Origin of the sequence: Xylocopilactobacillus apicola, from assembly GCF_033095985.1 — a bacterium.
Lineage (GTDB): Bacteria > Bacillota > Bacilli > Lactobacillales > Lactobacillaceae > Xylocopilactobacillus > Xylocopilactobacillus apicola.
In genome coordinates this window covers 872,807-890,157 of record NZ_AP026802.1, presented here as the reverse complement: position 1 = coordinate 890,157, position 17,351 = coordinate 872,807, and the positions used below count along the sequence as shown (strand labels likewise).

Here is a 17,351-nt window from a genome sequence, read left to right as displayed (position 1 = left end):
TAATACACCCACGGGGGTGTTTTGGAATCGACACTAGACCATGGGCTTAAGTTTCGATTGGAGTTTTGAGTCTCTTTAAAAACCCAGCAGAAAAATAACTGCTAAAAATGAAAATTCTTACGCTTTAGCTGCCTAAAAAACAGCTGCGTGACTTGTTTCTCATTCGTCTATAGGTCAGATTCAAGTCTCAAATTAATGTAGACTAGCTTTAATTATAACCCAATGATTGAAGCGAAACACTAGGGTTAGTTTTTTACAAAGGATTTTCTGAGTCCTGGTAGAAGGCGAATGTTAATTTCAGAATATAATCGTGAATAAAAGCTTCTGATCCAGATCTAGTGGACAGGGGTTCGAACCCCCTCACCTCCACTTATTAATCCTGTTAAGCAGGATTTTTTGTTTAAATGAATCAGAAAACGTGCTTTTTTAGCGTTTTCTGATTGTCGATATCTTATTAGCTATTTCAAAATTTAATTCTTGTTTTTGCTACTTTTTTTAAAGTCCAATGTATTTAGCATAACTGGCAAAAATATGGTAAAATTTTCTAAGAAGTTTCCGTAGTTAAGTGGATATAACAAATCTCTCCTAAAGATTAGTCGTCAGTTCGACTCTGACCGGAAACATCAAAAAAACCTGCTTACACAGGCTTTTTTTCTTAGATTTATCTAGAATCGTGATCTTTCTTAATGATATCCTTGTAAAGATATCGGTTTTTGATTTCAAAAAGAGGAGAAAGAGAATCTCCGTGATAAGCACGAGAGATTGCTTCACCCATCATAGGACCTACCGAAACAATTTCCAATTTATCAATTCTTTTTTCTTTTGGAACATTAATTGTATCTGTTACAATTACCTTTTCCATTCCCGATTTTTGAATCCGCTCAATTGCAGGGCCTGAAAGAACAGCATGAGTACCACATGCAATCACTGATTGTGCCCCTGCGTCAATTAAAGCATCAGCTGCATGGACTAAAGTTCCCGCAGTATCAATAATATCATCGACAATAATTGCCCTTTTACCTTTTACATCGCCAATAATGTTCATAACCTCTGAAACATTTGGCTTGGGCCTTCTTTTGTCAATTATAGCTAAGGGTGCCTTCAAATACTCAGCCAAAACTCGCGCCCGGTTAACTCCGCCGTGGTCGGGAGAAACAATAACCGCATTTTCATCATAACCCTTTTCCACCAGATAACCCGTAAATACAGGAACTCCTCGTAAATGATCAACTGGAATGTCAAAAAATCCTTGAATTTGTGCAGCATGCAGATCAATCGTCATTAAACGATTTGCGCCTGCCCGCTCAAGCATATTAGCAACCAATTTTGAAGTAATTGGTTCACGAGGGTTAGCTTTGCGATCTTGGCGTGCATAACCGTAATATGGCATTACAACGTTAATCGAACGTGCAGAAGCTCGCCGCATTGCATCAATCATAATTAACAACTCCATCAAATTATCATTAACTGGAGCAGAAGTCGACTGTACTAGAAAGATATCATCCCCTCTAATACTCGCTCCTATATCGATTTGAATCTCTCCGTCGCTAAATCGAGCAACCGAACGCGGTTGCAATTCAACACCCATTTGCCTTGCTATCTTTCGAGACAATGGAACATTAGAACTTAATGCAAAAAGTTTTAAACCACCAACAGACAATTTTTTCTCCTCTAATTTTTATTTAGTACTCTTTTTATCATCAGACCAGAACGCCGAATTTGCAAGAGGTAATTTATCCCAATAATCAGATTTATTTACTTGCCGCGCCCGTCCAAAAGCTAAAGCATGAAAAGGAACATCTTCAGTAATTGTTGAACCGGCTGCAATGAAACTATGATCGGAAATAGTAACTGGCGCAACAATGTTAGAAGCGCTACCTAAGAAAGTGTAAGAACCGATCGTCGAGCGATGTTTGTTAACCCCGTCGTAATTAACAAAAACGACCCCACAACCAACATTAATTTCCTCTCCTAAATCAGCATCACCAACGTAAGAAAGATGACCAACTTTCGTGTTAGTGCCAATTTTTGCATTTTTAATTTCACAAAAATTACCGATATGAACACCTTGACCAATTACCGAATTTGGACGCAAATGGCTATTGGGTCCAATATCTGACCGATCCATCATCTGCGAATCTTCAATTAATGAACTAGTTACGGTAACTCCATCATGAATAATAGAGTTTCTAATTTCACTACTCATTCCAATGCGGCAATTATTACCAATTTTTGTCTTGCCAATCAACTGAACATTCGGCTCAATAATTGTATCACGACCTATTTCAACATCTCGATCAATATACGTATGATCTGGATCAATAATTTGAACTCCCTCAACCAAAAGTTTTGTATTAATCCGTTTTTGAATAATTCTATTTGCAACATTTAAAGCTAGTAAATCATTAACCCCTAAAATTTCATTCGGATCCTGAGTTTTATAAGTCTTCGGCCCGAAGCCATTATTTCTAAAGATCTCAACTAAATCCGTTAAATAATATTCCTTTTGACTATTGTGATTTTGAACTTGATCGAGATAATCAAAAAGCAGCTGATTATCAAAACAATAAACGCCAGAATTAACTTCTTTAATTGCTAACTCCTCTTTATTTGCATCTTTTTGCTCAACGATCCTTATAAATTTATGGTTCTGATCGTAAATAATTCGACCATAGCCTGCAGGATCATCTAAATCTGCTGTCAAAAGAGTTAATGGACTTTTTGATTTAAGATGAAAATCAATGAGATGATCAATCGTTTCCTTTGTCAGTAACGGAGAATCTCCATTTAATACTAAGGTAACTCCTGGTTTACCAGCCAGTGATCTTCGAACCGCTTTAACCGCATCTGCAGTTCCCAACTGTTTTTCTTCAACAACTAACTGACAACGATCCTGGAGATGACTTTCAACCTGATCTCGATCATGTCCAACTACCGTATAAATCTGAGCCGGATCAAAATCACAAACCCCATCCAAAACCCAATCAATTAAAGGACGGTGACAAATTTCATGCATCACTTTGTGAATACTAGACTTCATTCTAGTGCCTTTACCTGCAGCAAGAATGATCACATTTACTTTATTTTCCATACAAATCTCACTTTATTTTTTATACCTAATATCATAAACTAATTTCGGCCTGATTTTCAAAAAAATGAACTCTCACACAAAAAAACCACCACACATGTGATGGGAATGGTCTCAACTAATCATTATCAAAACTTAATTCAACATTCTTTGTTAACAAATCTGCATAACTATATGAAACACGCTCATAAGTACTTTTATGTTCATCTAAATCTACTATAAAAACTGCCCTAAAAGTCTGTTTCAAAGTTCCGTTCCTTTTTATAACTTTTTTCCGCCCAGCTTGAGCTCTGATTACTACATGTTGTCCTATCTTAGAATCAAGATTATCCTTAATTTTTGCAATACTATACGGCATATCCACCTCACTAGACCACTGTAAAAAGTATAACACTTCTAGAAAAAATATTCAAATTTGCAAAAAAATATGTAATAATCGTGCAAGAAACTAGAGAATTTCTCGCTCTTTTAACTCTTTTAAAAGTTTTTGAAATTGTTCAATAGATAACTCTTGGGCTCTGATTTTAGAATTTCCGAAAAGTTTGGTTAAAATTTCCGTAATTTCGGCTTGTTGTTCAGGATTATTTGTTAAAGCAGCTAAATTATTTTTTATTTGCTTTCGCCGATTTGCAAATGAAAGCTGAACTAAATGCATTTCCGCTCTAATTTCATCCAATGTTTTAGTCATTGGGAATTGTTTAAGTGAAATCACCGCCGAATCAACTTTAGGTACTGGATAAAAATTATTTTTTCCGACGATAAATTCAATTTGAGGTTCACAAAATTCGTGGACATAAACAGACAAAACACTATATTCACTCGTGTTGGGTTTTGCAACTAAACGTTCAGCGACTTCTTTTTGCACCATTAAAACTATGTTTTTAAATTTCAAGCCTGATTCTAAAATTAGATGGATGATTGGTGATGTGATGTAATAAGGAATATTTGCAACTAACGACAAACTTTCCACTTCTTTTAACTGTTCTTCAATTTCCTGTCTAAAATTAAGTTTTAAAACATCGCCAAATGTAATTAAAACATTCGGATAATTAAACAATTTTTTTTCTAAAATTGGAATTAAACTAGAATCAATTTCAAAACCCAAAACGCGCCGAGATCTTTGAGCAAGAGCTGTTGTCAAGTTAGCAGATCCAACCCCGATTTCTATTGCATCGGTATTATTATCTAGCTCGGCCAAATCTGAAATCTGTTCAATTATTCTTTGGTTTTCTAAAAAGTTTTGCCCTAAGCTTTTTTTTGTTTTAAATTTAGCCATCATAGTTCTCGCTTAAAATTTTTTCGAGTTCATTTAAAGTAACTCCTAACAATTGCAATCTCGAAGCCAAATGAGCCCCATTAACGTAACCTAGGTTAAAATAATTAGAAACAAATTTTCTTCGATGACGAGCTTCCGGTGAATTTAATAATTTCAACTTCATTAAATCAGATTGGCTAATTAAATCAGTTCGCTTCTTGGCAGTTTCGGATCCTTGTGCCAAAGCTCCCAGAATTGCCGATGTTGAAGCATGTTCAACTCCTAAAGAAGCGCGATGCTGTTTTTTGCCTGGAATAGCATCTTTTTGCCTCAAAAAAGCTTGCTTAATTCCTGGAATCTCTGTTGAAATCAGACGACGAATTCGTTCCCCTGAAAAATCTGGGTCAGTCAAAATAATTACTTCTTCTTTTTGATTTACTTTCTTAATTAGTGAAATGAGCTCAGAATTTACTGCGGCTCCCCTTGTTTCAATCGTCCTAACCTCAGGATCAATTAATCTTAAACGCTGTGTATCTTTTTTTCCTTCAACAACTATTACTGCCTGAATTTTCTTATTTTCCATGAATCAAACGTTCCGTATTTTGATATGTCTGATTAGCAAGTCGGGCTAAATCTACTTGAAATAACTCTGCAAGATAACGCAAAGTAAAGTAAACATAAGCCGGATGATTAGATTGACCCCGAAAAGGAACTGGAGTCAAATAAGGATCGTCTGTTTCCACCAATATTCGATCAAGTGGTATTATCGACAAGCTCTTTCTTAAATCTTCTGCATTTTTAAAAGTCACTACTCCACTAATTGAAAGCATAAATCCCTGATTTAAATAAGCTTCAGCTTGTTTTTTATCAGTATTAAAATTATGAATAATTCCACTAGTGATGTTATGCTCTTTTAGAATGTTAATGGTGTCATCAAAAGCATCTCGTGTATGAATTGAGACAGGTATCTGATACTCTTTCGCAATTTCTAACTGTTTAATAAAGACCTCTTGCTGTTCTAAATGGTCTGTAGCTTCGTAATGATAATCTAGACCGATTTCGCCAATTAATGGAATTTTATTTTTTTGTTCAATGAAATTGTTTAATTTTTCATCAGAATATTCAGCCCAAGAATCCGGATGCCATCCAACAGCTGGTAAACAATGCTCATTTTCTTTACAAATTTTAATAGCACGGTCGTTTAACGTTTGGTTAGAACCTACCACAATAAAATCTGTTACATTAAATTCTTGCGCTTCTTTTAGATAATGATCAGCCTGAATATATTCACTATCGTCATTTAAATGACAATGTGAATTAAAAATTTTGTAATCATGATTCGTTGGTGGCAAACGTAATTCGGGATCAACTTTTCCCATTAGCTAATTTCCGCTCCTGATTCAAGGATATCAGGTAAAGTAGTGACGACAACATTTCCATCAGAATTTTCACCAGCTAAGATCATTCCATCACTAATCGAACCAGCCATTTTCCTTGGAGCAAGATTCGCGGCAATAATTAATTTCTTTCCAACCAAGACTTCTGGTTCTGGATACCACGGCCGGATTCCACTTAAAATTTGACGTTCATGGTTCTTTCCATCGTCCACGATAAATTTAATTAACTTTTTCGAACCAGATAAAAATTCAGCAGACTTAACTTGCGCTACAATCATTTTTACTTTACTAAAATCATCGTAATCGATAATATTTTGCTCAGCTTTCTTCTTTTCTTCCATTTGAGCACGACCCTTAACTTTCATATTTTTGCTAACTAATTTGCCGACAAATTCAACTTCCTCATCGAACTTCATTCGAGGAAAAATTGGAGTTGGTTTCTGAACTACTTGAGCATTGTTCGGTAAATCCTTAAACGAGAACTCGGTCAGTAGTCCGGGGTGATCAATTCCTAATTCAGAAAAAATCTTTTTTGGAGTTTGAGTCATAATTGGTTCTAAAAGTAGTCCAATCAATCGTAAAGCGGCAGCTAAATGCGCCAAAACATCATTTAACTTATCTTTTAGTGCTGGATCTTTTGCTAGAACCCAAGGACTTGTCTCGTCAATATATTTATTAGTTCGCCGAATAAAACGCCAAACTATTTCTAGCGCATCGCTTAAATTAGTTTGCTGCATTGCTTGATCAAACTCTTCAATCGTTGTCTGAGCTAAATCTTCTAACGAACAGTCTTCTTCGTTAAGATCTGTAATTGCAGGGATCATTCCGTCGTTATAAAGGTTAATCATTGAAACTGTCCGATTCAAAAGATTCCCAAGATCATTAGCTAAATCGGAATTAATCCGGGTTACAAAATCTTCTGGCGTGAAAACCCCATCATTACCATAAGGCATCATCCTAAGTAAATAATAGCGAACTGCATCTAACCCATAACGTTCAATTAATGGTTCAGGATAAATTACATTACCTTTAGATTTACTCATTTTGCCGTCTTTCATAATCAACCAGCCGTGGCCAAATACTTCTTTAGGTAAAGGCAAGTTTAGAGCATGAAGCATAATTGGCCAATAAATCGTATGAAAACGAACTATTTCTTTACCTACGAGATGAAGATTAGCAGGCCAAAATTTACTAAATAGTTCTGGCTGTTCTGTTAAATTAGGATCGTAACCCAAAGCAGTTATATAATTGCTTAAAGCATCAATCCAAACATAAATAACGTGACTCGGGTCATCTGGAACCTTGACTCCCCAATCAACTTTCGTTCTCGTCACAGCCAGATCTTCAAGCCCTGGTTTGATAAAATTATTAATCATCTCGTTCATTCTCGAAGTAGGTTGAATGAAATCAGGGTGCTCATGATAATAGTTTAAAAGCCAATCCGCATATTTACTCATCTTAAAGAAATATGTTTCTTCTTTAACTAATTCAACTTCATGACCGCTAGGTGCTTTACCACCAATCACCTGACCTGACTCATCTCTGTAAACTTCAGCTAGCTGCGATTCAGTAAAATATTCTTCATCAGAAACCGAATACCAACCCTGGTAAATACCTTTGTAGATATCACCTTGTTCTTTAAGTTTACTAAAAATATGCTGAACTAGCTTTTCGTGGTCAGGATTAGTGGTCCGAATAAATTGATCATAAGAAATATCCATCAATTTCCAAAGTTTTTTAAAATTTGCAATCTGCTCGTCTAAATATTCAATCGGTTTTTGATGATTTTCCTTTGCTTTTAATTCAATTTTTAAACCATGCTCATCGGATCCCGTCAAAAAATAGACCTCTTCGCCTTTTAAACGATGAAATCTGGCTAAACTATCAGCTAAAACTGTTGTATAAGTATTACCCAACTGAAGCTGCCCACTTGGATAATAGATCGGTGTTGTAATATAAAATTTATTATTCGTTGCCATTATTCCCTCACAAAAACTAAATTACTCTAAATTATAGCATCTCTTAATGAAAAAAATATCGCCCAAAGGCGATAATCTATTATTTTAAATTTTTAGTTGCTTCCATTTTTCTCACAATCCATTTTCTTAATTCCTCAACTAATATTAAAGGAATCGGAATCGCAATCAAGAAAATCCAATTCACTAATTTCAACGGACCCGTGTCAAAAATTCCTTGAAAAAAAGGAACATAAATTAAAAATAACAAAATTAAAACTTCAAAAATGAGCCCGATCACAACCCTGTGATTACTAAAGATACCAATTTTGAAAACCGAAGATCTTTGAGTCCGGCAATTAATCGCAGCGGCAATTTGAGCAAAAACAATTGCTGCTAATGTCATCGTCGTAGCTTCTCGATAATTTGCACCAGAAGAAGCTAATGCTACTCCTGGCCAACCATGCAAGTAATTAATAAAGAAATACGCTGCTGTTGAAACAATGGAGGCAAACAATCCGTACCAACCGAAGGCTTTCCAGATAATTGATTTGGTCAATAAATGAGCATTTCTAGCTCGAGGAGGTTTTTCCATAATCCCCGGTTCACTTTGTTCAGCGCCGAGACCCAGTGCTGGTAGCATATCAGTCCCAAGGTCAACAGTTAAAATTTGCATCACTGTTAGCGGTAAAGGAATTAAGCCTCGTGAAAATAGAAATAAGGCCGAGGGGATTGCTTCAGGCAAATTGCTATTTAAAATATATACCAAAAATTTCTGAATATTACTATAAACTGTACGTCCTTCTTCAATAGCGGTTACTATTGAAGCAAAATTATCATCAGTCAAAATCATATCGGCAGCGTCTTTTGCAACGTCAGTTCCAGTCATTCCCATCGCAATACCGATATCAGCTTGTTTTAAAGCAGGAGCATCGTTAACCCCATCGCCAGTGGAGGCAACAATCTCGCCGTTTCTTTGGTTAGCTTTAACAATGCGATATTTCTGTTCAGGCGCGACTCGTGCAAAAATAATCTCTCCTTTTACAGCTTCAGATAGCTCATCATCTGACATTTGATTTAAATCTGTATCAGTAATAACCCGCGCTTGATCAGAGACGATCCCAATTTTTTGAGCGACTGATTTAGCTGTAAGTCCACTATCTCCTGTGACCATAATGATCTTAATTCCGGCCTTTTGAGCTTTTTTAACTGCATCGTATACTTCTGGACGCGGCGGGTCTGCCATCACCGTAAAACCGATAAAAATTAAATCATTTTCAGTATTTTCAATAGTGTACTCCGAAGAATTCATTGTTTCTGGAATAATTCGGTAGGCCATGGCGAGTGATCTAAGCCCTTTTGCCGCATATCCATCATCAGCTTCATTAATTATGTTTTTATCATCTGCTGTAATATCACGAATCTTTCCTTGATCAACAATTTTCGTAGATTTTGCCAACAAACTTGAGAGAGCACCTTTAACGGCAATTAAAATTTGTCCGTCTTTTGTGTGATGAATTGTGGTCATACGTTTACGATTAGAATCAAAAGTTAATTCTTTTATACGTGGAAATTCTTCAAGGATCTTATTTTTATCGATGCCTGATTTAGCAACTAAAATCGAATGTGCCGCTTCGGTCGGTGTCCCAATAATTTTTGGTTTTTGATTATCATCTCTTTTTATCTCGGTATCGCTATTTAATGCAGAAATTTTTAACAATTTCATTAAATCATCATCTGATTCAGTTGTAACCTTACTTCCTTTAAATTGAATTTCACCGTTATTTAGATAGCCTTCTCCAGTTACTTGATAAACTTTATTTAGCAACCAAATGTGATTAATGGTCATCTGGTTTTGAGTTAAAGTCCCTGTTTTGTCAGAAGCAATTACTGTTGTTTCACCCAAAGTTTCAACACTATTTAAAGATTTGACTAATGCATGTTTTTTTGCCATTCGTTGAACTCCCTGTGCCAAAGAAAGGGTTACTGTTGGCAACAAACCTTCAGGAATAAAGGCAACAATCATTCCAAGGGCAAAAATAAATGATTTAGCAACCGGATAGTGAACAAAAAGAATTGCCGAAACAAAAAAGACTAAACCGATAAAAATAGCTATCAGCGAAATTTGTCGAGTTAAACGGTTTAATTCGATTTCTAGAGGAGAAGTGATTTTTTTATTAGACTGCGTAAGTTTAGCAATGTGCCCTAATTCCGTCTCCATCCCAGTTTTAGTTGCAACTGCTAAGGCGCTCCCCGCGGATGCTATTGTACCAGCAAAAACTTCATTTTTTATGCCAAAACGTCCATAACTGTGCTGATAATCTACTTGTTTATGGACAAGGTTGGATTCACCCGTTAAAGCAGATTCGTCAACCTCTAGGGCATCATTTGAAATAATTCGAGCATCAGCCGAAATATTGTTTCCTGCCGTAATTTGAAAAACATCCCCTGGAACCATATCTTCGACGTTAATCTGAATTTTTTTATTATCCCGTATAACTTGCGCATAGCTGGGTAACATTTTTTTAAGCGAATCTGTCGCCTTCTTAGCTGCGCGTGCTTGCCAATAACTGAAAAGGCCATTAATAATATTGACAGCCCAAATTGCTATCCCTAATTCCATCATTCCGGCAAACATGGAAATAAGCCCGCTTACCCATAGCAAAATAGCCATCACGCTAATAAAGTGTTGAAGAAAATCTTTAACTCTCGACCCCTGCTTTCCCTGGGTAATAACATTTGGTCCATATTTGCTTAATCTTTTTTCGGCTTCCTTATCGCTTAATCCCTCGTTGGAAGTACCTAATTGTTTGTAAAAATCATCAATTTGAATTTGCATCAAATCTTGTTTATTATCATCCTGTTTCATTTTCCATAAGCTCCATAAACAATAAATTATGTGAAGTAATTATAACCATTCTTTTAAAAAAAGCTATTATTCTTTTTTAAAAAAATACAACTCTGCTTCTGCTCATTTTAAACGAAAAAAATGGTTCTATGTCAACCAGTGTTGATGAGTAATTTTCCAACCAGCCAGATCTAAATTGGTCTAGCTGGTTTTTGCTTTTCAAATCGTTTTTGTATTTATTTTCTTTGAACTGCTTCTCAACGATTAGGCATCTGGACCAGATGAAACCGATCGATAATAATTTCAGCATTGGGAAATATTTGCGGGATAAAACTCACATATGCCGCATTCAAATCAACAACAATGGTTTTAATTCTTTGGCGTTCAGCTAATGAAAAGCGCCCAAAGTAACGTTTCAAATCTTTCGTTAAGCGACTTGGTAACATTTCCAGCAGCTGATGCTGCCGACTATCCATCATCACAAAACTGTACATTCCACCGGTAGTCTTAGTCTCATCAAAGAGTAAGTGCTCTGGTAAATGATGGCACTGATTACCCATGATACTTGGATTTGCTTCTATAATCAAGCGTTGGACACTAGATGCTGAAATCCCGTGCCGTTCGGCAATGTCTTTTAATGAACTATTGTGCATTGCTTCTAAGTTCACTGATAGCTTGACTTGTTCAGAAATCCAACGAGACCTTTTAACAACATTAGTCTTGGCAGTAGTGGTACTTTGACATTTACGGCAGAGAAATCTTTGTTTTTTAAGGTCGAGATAAGAAACTCTTGGATTGTTGTTGGGCAATAGAATTCGGGAAGTTTTAGTCCTGTTCTTGACGATTTGTCCTTTAAAGCCGCAGTTAGGGCAATGTTTGAGGGTATAAGTTAAAACAGCATGATAGATGACAGCTTCAACATCCCCAATCATTTGAGTTTCAAAAGGATTGTTTTCGTCCAATGTAATATTAGGGTCTTTAATTCCAAGGAGATTACTGATAAAATCTTTACTAGAGAACATTCGTAAACCTGCTTTCAATTATTTTTTAGACGATTTGATTGTAACATAGCGAGCGGTGTTCTTTTTTGTTTTGCCAAAAATCTAAAATTGGTATAGGTAAAAAAAGAGCGCCGATCATTACTGATCAACACTCAATATTATAGAGCCCAAAAAAAGCCCGACATTCACAAAGTGAAGTCGAGCTTATTTTCTTAAACAAACAATTAACCTTTATTTACGTTAACAGCTTGTGGTCCGCGATCTGAATCCTCAATATCAAAAGTTACAGCTTCGCCTTCAGAAAGGGTTTTAAAACCATCTCCCTGAATGGATGAGAAATGTACGAATACATCGTCGCCATTTTCTCTTGTTAAGAAACCATAACCCTTTTCAGGATTAAACCATTTTACAGTTCCGTGTTCCATTGACTTTCCTTCCACTAAAAAATTGCATCTATCACAGGTACCATGGGGAAAGTATAAAACTATTCGAACCACTACCCTTTGAAAAAATACAACTATTATTTTACCAGATTTCAAAATAAAAGCAACTATCTTTAAATAATGTTTTTAAATTTGTGGCAAAATATATTCTGTATTCTCTTCAGTGGCACCGAAAAAGCAAAGCAAATTAGCCTGTTTTGTGGCATATAACTTACTTGATTGTCATTGCAGATCCAGCGTACTCATGGTTAAATTTGCTCAAATTAGACCAATATATAGCACCGTTATCATAACCATTGTTATAACCTAATTTTCTAGTTCCGCCTGAGCCTGCGCCATCATTTGCTGAAAAATAAAGTGGATCGTGAATCAAAAAGTTGCCGTTATCGTAACCTACAATCACTTTACAATGATTACGGTTTGTATCAGTTTGGTATGATGAATAGCCATAATACAACACTGGATGACCAGTTAAAACTAAATTTTTAATTGTTTCTGTATTAGCCCCAGTAACATTTCTAACATTATTGTTCCATCGATGTGCATAATTAGTTAAAGCAATCGAATTAATCACATAACCAAAACCAACACCAGTATAAACATTTCCCTTCTGTCCTCCAGGCGTTGGATACATAGGTAAATTATCTTGAACCGTACGAAGGTCAACAATTGGTCCTTCATAATCAATTAACATTGCCATAGCTGTTCCAGCACATCCCCACGGAGCATAAACCGGTGTGTACTGGCTGATGTAAGGAACGCTTAATTTAACACTCGTCGCATTAATTTGACCTGGTACAACATTATCAGCAGGAACCCATTGGTTAGTCCCAACTTCATACCAAGTTTTACCATCTACTTGTCTTTGTCCAACAACCTTCCATGTTGTCCCATTTTGTAGATACAAGCCTGAAACTAAAGTATTACCAAACCCTGGAGCTTGATAAACAGCAATTCCATAACCAGGTTCATATCCAACAGTTACATAACTCTTTCCATCCCAACTAGGAATTTCAGGAGCAATATACTTCTTAATATATTGAGCTTGGACCCATTGGTTACCACCAACATTATAGTATTGGACACCATTAATATCTTGACTGCCAAATACCTTCCAAAGTGTTCCATCCAAAAGTAGCTTATCAGTCGAAGCAACTCCTGTACCATTTACTTGGTAAACTCTAATACTATAGCCCTTAACATAAGATACTTGACCAACAAAAGCTACATCATCAGCTAAAACTCGTTGACGACCTGTTGTGACAAACATCATTAAACTTAGAACAAAAAGCATCAAAGCACTTAAAATTTTCTTTGATTTCTTGTTATCCATATCTTCCTCCTAAAACTTTAATCTAGTAGATTATACTAATTAATCAAATAAAAAACATTTTTCTTAATTAATGATTAAAAACAACAAAATATAATTAATTATAATAAAATTAAAAAAGAGATTACAACTAGTCAATTTGAAATCTCTCGCAAAACAAAAAACCGATAGAATTAACTATCAGTTCCTGATTTAAAAAGTGCGGGCAAGAAGACTCGAACTTCCATGAGATTTAACTCTCACAGGATCCTTAATCCTGCGCGTCTACCAGTTCCGCCATACCCGCATCATTAAAGTAATACATTTAATAATATAAAATCAAATAGCACTAATGTCAATCAAAACTTTAAAACCTAGAAATAAAAAACTCTAGAAAAACTAGAGTTAACCATGCCGACTAGAGGATTCGAACCTCTGACCGCCGGTTTACGATACCGATGCTCTACCAACTGAGCTAAGTCGGCCCGATGACCCGTACGGGATTTGAACCCATGTTACCGCCGTGAAAGGGCGGTGTCTTAACCACTTGACCAACGGGTCATAACTAATCGGTAACTAATTACCGATAGAAACATCTAACTGAATAGTTAGAGAATATACTCCGGTTGCCAGACTCGAACTGGCGACATCTTGATTAACAGTCAAGCGCTCTACCAACTGAGCTAAACCGGAATAAAGTGTGGCAGCTTCCTACCCTCGCAGGCACTTACGCACCAACTACTCTCGGCGTTAAGAAGCTTTACTTCTGTGTTCGGAATGGGAACAGGTGTTTCCTTCTTGCTTTCGCCACCACACTCGTGTCCTTCGACACTCAAAACTAAATATCTACTTCACCACATTACTCTCGTCCCGGTTAAGACCTCGACTTATTAGTACTGGTCCGCTTCATACGTCGCCGTACTTCCACTCCCAGCCTATCTACCTCTTCTTCTTAGAGGAGTCTTACTACCTTACGGTATGGGAAATCTCATCTTGAGGTTAGTTTCTCACTTAGATGCTTTCAGCGATTATCTATTCCATACTTAGCTACCCAGCTATGCCTTTGGCAAGACAACTGGTTCACCAGCGGTATGTTCATCCCGGTCCTCTCGTACTAAGGACAAATCCTCTCAAATTTCCTACGCCCGCGACGGATAGGGACCGAACTGTCTCACGACGTTCTGAACCCAGCTCGCGTACCGCTTTAATGGGCGAACAGCCCAACCCTTGGGACCAACTCCAGCCCCAGGATGCGATGAGCCGACATCGAGGTGCCAAACCTCCCCGTCGATGTGAACTCTTGGGGGAGATAAGCCTGTTATCCCCAGGGTAGCTTTTGTCCGTTGAGCGATGGCCCTTCCATGCGGTACCACCGGATCACTAAGCCCGAGTTTCCTCCCTGTTCGACTTGTAGGTCTCACAGTCAAGCTCCCTTTTGCCTTTGCACTCTGCGAATGATTTCCAACCATTCTGAGGGAACCTTTGGGCGCCTCCGTTACTCTTTAGGAGGCGACCGCCCCAGTCAAACTGCCTGCCAGACACTGTCCCTCTATCTCTCGTAGTAGGTTAGAACACTCATCTAATCAGGGTAGTATCCCACCAGCGTCTCTACTCAAACTGACGTCCAAGTTTCATTGACTCCTACCTATCCTGTACAAATTACACAAATGTTCAATATCAAGCTGCAGTAAAGCTCCATGGGGTCTTTCCGTCCTGTCGCGGGTAACCCGCATCTTCACGGGTATTATAAATTCACCGAGTCTCTTGTTGAGACAGTGCCCAAATCATTACGCCTTTCGTGCGGGTCGGAACTTACCCGACAAGGAATTTCGCTACCTTAGGACCGTTATAGTTACGGCCGCCGTTCACTGGGGCTTCAGTTCACTGCTTCGGATTGCTCCTAACAGCTCCCCTTAACCTTCCAGCACTGGGCAGGCGTCAGCCCCTATACTTCATCTTACGATTTAGCAGAGACCTGTGTTTTTGATAAACAGTTGTTTGGGCCTTTTCACTGCGGCTGATCAATCTCTTAATCAGCACCCCTTCTCCCGAAGTTACGGGGTCATTTTGCCGAGTTCCTTAACAAGAGTTCTCTCGCTCACCTTAGGATACTCTCCTCAACTACCTGTGTCGGTTTGCGGTACGGGTATATACTCCCTCACTAGAAGCTTTTCTCGGCAGTGTGAAATCTGTACCTTCGCTACTTTATTTCGCTCCCATTCGTATCTCACCATTATCAGAAAAAAGCTTTTCTCTCTTTCCCTGACTCGATACTTAGACATGCATTTCCATCAGCATGCGTACTTATCCTCCTGCGTCACTCCTTCGCTCAATCAGTCATATATAGTGCAGGAATATCAACCTGCTGTCCATTAGATACGCCTCTCGGCTTCTCCTTAGGTCCCGACTAACCCTGGGCGGACGAACCTTCCCCAGGAAACCTTAGTCTTTCGGTGAATAGGATTCTCACCTATTTCTCGCTACTTATGCCGGCATTCTCACTCCTATACGCTCCACTGCTCCTCACGATACAGCTTCTCCGCATATAGGACGCTCTCCTACCACGTACATTCTTCATGCACATCCACAGTTTCGGTATCATGCTTAGCCCCGGTACATTTTCGGCGCAGGGTCACTCGACTAGTGAGCTATTACGCACTCTTTTAATGATGGCTGCTTCTAAGCCAACATCCTAGTTGTCTCTACAACCCCACTTCCTTTTCCACTTAGCATGTATTTTGGGACCTTAACTGGTGATCTGGGCTGTTTCCCTTTCGACAATGGATCTTATCACTCACTGTCTGACTCCAGAGGTGTTTTATAGCAGTATTCGCAGTTTATCTGGATTCAGTAACCATTGACTGGCCCCTAGTCCAAACAGAGCTCTACCTCCACTATACTTTCCTCCAGGCTAGCCCTAAAGCTATTTCGGAGAGAACCAGCTATCTCCAAGTTCGATTGGAATTTCACCGCTACCCACAACTCATCCCCGCATTTTTCAACATACGTGGGTTCGGTCCTCCAGTAAGTTTTACCTTACCTTCAACCTGGTCATGGGTAGGTCACTTGGTTTCGGGTCTATATCTACGTACTCGCGCCCTTTTCAGACTCGCTTTCGCTTCGGCTCCGTCTTCTCAACTTAACCTTGCACGTAAACATAACTCGCCGGCTCATTCTACAAAAAGCACGCCATCAGCCTTTAACGGCCTCTGACTACTTGTCAGCACACGGTTTCAGTATCTATTTCACTCCCCTTCCGGGGTTCTTTTCACCTTTCCCTCACGGTACTGTTTCTCTATCAGTCACCAGGTAGTATTTAGCCTTGGGAGATGGTCCTCCCTGCTTCAAACGGGGTTTCACGTGCCCCGCCTTACTCAGGATCCTGCCTCACTCTTCTTAACTTTCGTTTACGGGACTCTTACCCTCTATCGTGTGCTTTCCCACGCAACTTCAACTAGTTATTCCAACCTTAATGGCAGTCCTACAACCCCAACAGTAAACTGCTGGTTTGGGCTCTTTCCTTTTCGCTCGCCGCTACTAAGAAAATCGATCTTTCTTTCTCTTCCTGTGGGTACTTAGATGTTTCAGTTCCCCACGTTCCCCCTTAATACCTTTACAGTATTAAGTAGATACCTTTCCAGATATCTGGGTTTCCCCATTCGGATACCCGCGGATTATAGCTTACTTACAGCTCCCCGCGGAATTTCGGTGTTCGTTCCGTCCTTCATCGGCTCCTGGTGCTTAGGCATCCACCGTGCGCCTTTTCTTCTTAACCTTTGACTCTTTTTCGTCTCGTTTCCATCCTCTCGGACTTCTTCTTAACGCGCAATGTGGCTTCTTTATCAGCTAATAGTCTCTCAACTATCAACTTTTAGTAGATATTCAGTTTTCAATCTCCAAGTCTCACTGACCTTCTTTAGCTTCCATACTCTCGTACTTCTTCTACTCCCGGTCAATGGAGGATAGCGGGTTCGAACCGCTGACCTCCTGCGTGCAAAGCAGGCGCTCTCCCAACTGAGCTAATCCCCCAACACTTCGCTCTCTCAAAACTAAAC

At 38.4% G+C, this 17,351-nt stretch carries 11 protein-coding genes, 6 tRNA genes, 2 rRNA genes and 1 other RNA gene; 2 read left to right on the top strand and 18 right to left on the bottom strand.

The window, feature by feature from the left end; translation table 11 throughout:
- The first annotated feature begins 12 nt into the window (after positions 1-12).
- Both ssrA and R8495_RS04460 read left to right on the top strand, forming a co-directional pair.
- Positions 13-372, top strand: a transfer-messenger RNA (tmRNA) gene (gene ssrA / locus R8495_RS04465).
- Positions 373-551: 179 nt separating this feature from the next.
- Positions 552-623 (top strand) — tRNA-Arg (locus R8495_RS04460).
- A gap of 38 nt (positions 624-661) precedes the next feature.
- Here the strand turns inward: R8495_RS04460 and R8495_RS04455 are convergent.
- The 18 genes from R8495_RS04455 to R8495_RS04370 form a co-directional block, all read right to left on the bottom strand.
- Positions 662-1,660: a ribose-phosphate diphosphokinase gene (locus R8495_RS04455; RefSeq protein ID WP_317636342.1), complete on the bottom strand. Its 999-nt coding sequence runs from the start codon at positions 1,658-1,660 to the stop codon at positions 662-664.
- Positions 1,661-1,678: 18 nt separating this feature from the next.
- Positions 1,679-3,091, bottom strand: a complete 1,413-nt coding sequence (glmU, locus tag R8495_RS04450) for a bifunctional UDP-N-acetylglucosamine diphosphorylase/glucosamine-1-phosphate N-acetyltransferase GlmU (RefSeq protein WP_317636341.1) — start codon at positions 3,089-3,091, stop codon at positions 1,679-1,681.
- A 115-nt stretch (positions 3,092-3,206) separates the two neighbouring features.
- Positions 3,207-3,446 carry a Veg family protein gene (locus tag R8495_RS04445; RefSeq protein ID WP_317636340.1) on the bottom strand — a complete coding sequence of 80 codons (240 nt, stop codon included), beginning with the start codon at positions 3,444-3,446 and terminating at the stop codon, positions 3,207-3,209.
- Positions 3,447-3,536: 90 nt separating this feature from the next.
- Positions 3,537-4,364: a 16S rRNA (adenine(1518)-N(6)/adenine(1519)-N(6))-dimethyltransferase RsmA gene (gene rsmA / locus R8495_RS04440; protein WP_317636339.1), complete on the bottom strand. Its 828-nt coding sequence runs from the start codon at positions 4,362-4,364 to the stop codon at positions 3,537-3,539.
- Positions 4,357-4,926, bottom strand: a complete 570-nt coding sequence (gene rnmV / locus R8495_RS04435; RefSeq protein ID WP_317636338.1) for a ribonuclease M5 — start codon at positions 4,924-4,926, stop codon at positions 4,357-4,359. The genes rsmA and rnmV overlap by 8 nt, the downstream gene beginning before the upstream one ends.
- Positions 4,916-5,722 (bottom strand): TatD family hydrolase, encoded by an 807-nt coding sequence (locus R8495_RS04430; protein ID WP_317636337.1) that lies wholly within the window; start codon positions 5,720-5,722, stop codon positions 4,916-4,918. The genes rnmV and R8495_RS04430 overlap by 11 nt, the downstream gene beginning before the upstream one ends.
- Entirely contained in the window at positions 5,722-7,719 is a 1,998-nt protein-coding gene (gene metG / locus R8495_RS04425; RefSeq protein ID WP_317636336.1) for a methionine--tRNA ligase, read from the bottom strand. The genes R8495_RS04430 and metG overlap by 1 nt, the downstream gene beginning before the upstream one ends.
- A gap of 79 nt (positions 7,720-7,798) precedes the next feature.
- Positions 7,799-10,564 (bottom strand): cation-translocating P-type ATPase, encoded by a 2,766-nt coding sequence (locus tag R8495_RS04420; RefSeq protein ID WP_425613256.1) that lies wholly within the window; start codon positions 10,562-10,564, stop codon positions 7,799-7,801.
- A gap of 236 nt (positions 10,565-10,800) precedes the next feature.
- Complete coding sequence (locus R8495_RS04415; protein ID WP_317636335.1) at positions 10,801-11,565, bottom strand: transposase; 765 nt, start codon at positions 11,563-11,565, stop codon at positions 10,801-10,803.
- Between the two features lie 203 nt (positions 11,566-11,768).
- Positions 11,769-11,969 carry a cold-shock protein gene (locus R8495_RS04410; protein WP_317636334.1) on the bottom strand — a complete coding sequence of 67 codons (201 nt, stop codon included), beginning with the start codon at positions 11,967-11,969 and terminating at the stop codon, positions 11,769-11,771.
- A gap of 229 nt (positions 11,970-12,198) precedes the next feature.
- Positions 12,199-13,320, bottom strand: coding sequence for a C39 family peptidase (locus R8495_RS04405; protein ID WP_317636333.1), 1,122 nt, complete (start codon positions 13,318-13,320; stop codon positions 12,199-12,201).
- Positions 13,321-13,517: 197 nt separating this feature from the next.
- A tRNA-Leu gene (locus R8495_RS04400) sits at positions 13,518-13,603 on the bottom strand.
- Positions 13,604-13,708: 105 nt separating this feature from the next.
- Positions 13,709-13,781 (bottom strand) — tRNA-Thr (locus tag R8495_RS04395).
- A 4-nt stretch (positions 13,782-13,785) separates the two neighbouring features.
- Positions 13,786-13,857 (bottom strand) — tRNA-Glu (locus R8495_RS04390).
- 59 nt (positions 13,858-13,916) lie between these two features.
- Positions 13,917-13,989: transfer RNA gene (locus tag R8495_RS04385), tRNA-Asn, on the bottom strand.
- Between the two features lie 5 nt (positions 13,990-13,994).
- A 5S ribosomal RNA gene (rrf, locus tag R8495_RS04380) occupies positions 13,995-14,111 on the bottom strand.
- A 55-nt stretch (positions 14,112-14,166) separates the two neighbouring features.
- Positions 14,167-17,071 (bottom strand): 23S ribosomal RNA (locus R8495_RS04375).
- A gap of 181 nt (positions 17,072-17,252) precedes the next feature.
- Positions 17,253-17,325, bottom strand: a tRNA-Ala gene (locus R8495_RS04370).
- Positions 17,326-17,351: the final 26 nt, after the last annotated feature.

Coding starts and splice junctions, on each gene's coding strand:
- R8495_RS04430 (WP_317636337.1), bottom strand. CDS start 5,722: ATGGGAAAAGTTGATCCCGAATTACGTTTGCCACCAACGAATCATGAT.
- R8495_RS04410 (WP_317636334.1), bottom strand. CDS start 11,969: ATGGAACACGGAACTGTAAAATGGTTTAATCCTGAAAAGGGTTATGGT.
- rsmA (WP_317636339.1), bottom strand. CDS start 4,364: ATGGCTAAATTTAAAACAAAAAAAAGCTTAGGGCAAAACTTTTTAGAA.
- glmU (WP_317636341.1), bottom strand. CDS start 3,091: ATGGAAAATAAAGTAAATGTGATCATTCTTGCTGCAGGTAAAGGCACT.
- rnmV (WP_317636338.1), bottom strand. CDS start 4,926: ATGGAAAATAAGAAAATTCAGGCAGTAATAGTTGTTGAAGGAAAAAAA.
- R8495_RS04420 (WP_425613256.1), bottom strand. CDS start 10,564: ATGAAACAGGATGATAATAAACAAGATTTGATGCAAATTCAAATTGAT.
- R8495_RS04405 (WP_317636333.1), bottom strand. CDS start 13,320: ATGGATAACAAGAAATCAAAGAAAATTTTAAGTGCTTTGATGCTTTTT.
- metG (WP_317636336.1), bottom strand. CDS start 7,719: ATGGCAACGAATAATAAATTTTATATTACAACACCGATCTATTATCCA.
- R8495_RS04415 (WP_317636335.1), bottom strand. CDS start 11,565: ATGTTCTCTAGTAAAGATTTTATCAGTAATCTCCTTGGAATTAAAGAC.
- R8495_RS04445 (WP_317636340.1), bottom strand. CDS start 3,446: ATGCCGTATAGTATTGCAAAAATTAAGGATAATCTTGATTCTAAGATA.